The organism is Clostridium sp. DJ247, assembly GCF_014231265.1.
Window position 1 is genome coordinate 1 of record NZ_JABAIW010000132.1, and the last position, 1,541, is coordinate 1,541.

Annotated in this window: 1 protein-coding gene; it reads left to right on the forward strand. The window is 32.3% G+C overall.

Translation table 11 applies throughout. The features are described from left to right. Window positions 1-112: 112 nt before the first annotated feature. On the forward strand, window positions 113-1,339 hold the full coding sequence (locus HGI79_RS22385; RefSeq protein ID WP_185652876.1) for an IS256 family transposase: 1,227 nt from the start codon (window positions 113-115) through the stop codon (window positions 1,337-1,339). Window positions 1,340-1,541: the final 202 nt, after the last annotated feature.

Genomic DNA, 1,541 nt, shown 5'->3' on the forward strand with positions numbered 1-1,541 from the left:
GGGAACATCCATAGATTTGTGTAAATCAAATCTATGGATGTTCTTTTTATGTATGTATAGCTGGTATTTATGGAAACAATAACTATAAAATATTTTTTAGGAGGAGAAGTTTATGAATTCATTAGAGATACCAGATATTGACCTTAAAAAGGAGTTAAGTAAGTGCAAGAGTATGGAGGATTTAGTTGGTAAGAATGGGTTAATGCAGAGACTATTCGGGGGTATAATTCAGCAGTTCTTAGAGGCAGAAATGGAAGAGCATCTTGGAAGAGAAAAGTATGAAAGACAAAGTGTTGAAGATAAAAATTATAGAAATGGATATAGTTCAAAGAACATTAAAACTAGTTTTGGTGAAGTTGAAGTAGATGTACCAAGAGATAGAAAAGCTAAGTTTGAGCCTAAGATTATTAAGAAATATGAAACTGTGTGCAATGAGCTTGATAAGAAGGTTATAGGCTTGTATGCAAGAGGAATGTCTGTGGATGATATTAAGTCAGAAATAGATGAACTGTACGGGGTAGACATATCTCCTTCAATGATATCTAAAATTACTGATAAAGTAATGGATACAGCTACTGCCTGGCAGAACAGGGCTTTAGACCCTTTGTATCCTATAGTATATATGGATGCAGTTCATTTCAAGGTTAGAGATCAACATAGAATTGTCAGCAAAGCAGCTTATATTTGTATGGCACTGGATACGAAGGGCTATAAAGATATACTTGGAATATGGGTTGGTGAGCAAGAAGGTGCTAAGTTTTGGTTATCTGTATGCAATGATCTTAAAAACAGAGGGGTTAGAGATATACTTTTAGCATGTATGGATGGACTTAAAGGGCTTCCTGATGCTATTAAAGCCGTTTTCCCTGAAGTAAATATACAAAGTTGTATAATACACCAAATAAGGAACTCTATAAAATATATACCTTCAAAGGATATGAAAGATTTCATGAAGGATTTGAAGGGAGTATATCAGGCAGTAAATGAAACCATGGCAAGTCAATCATTGCAAGCTTTAGAAGCTAAATGGGGAGATAAATATCCAATAGTGATACAATCATGGAATAATAATTGGGGTAATTTATCAACATATTTTAGTTTTCCTGAAGAGATAAGAAAAATAATATATACCACTAACGCTTTAGAAGGCTTTAATAGACAACTAAGAAAGTTCACTAAAATAAGGACTGTATTCCCTACGGATGATTCCCTAACAAAAGCTTTATATTTAGCTACGGAACAAATAATGGTTAAATGGACATCACCTAGGCAAAATTGGGCTAATACCTTAGCTCAACTTAGTATAATGTTTGAGGATAGGCTTGAACAATATATCTAAAAAATAAAGCTTGTACGATTTTGAATAAAGATGAATAATAATGAAAATATTACAAATAATAATAACGTAAAGAAGCTATACTTTCTCATTATTTAGTTATTCCCAAAAAAATAAAAATTACTATGGGAAGAAATCCTCATAGTAATTTCCAAATAAGTTTCAACCTATCTATTATATTTTACACAAACCTATGTGCGTTCTC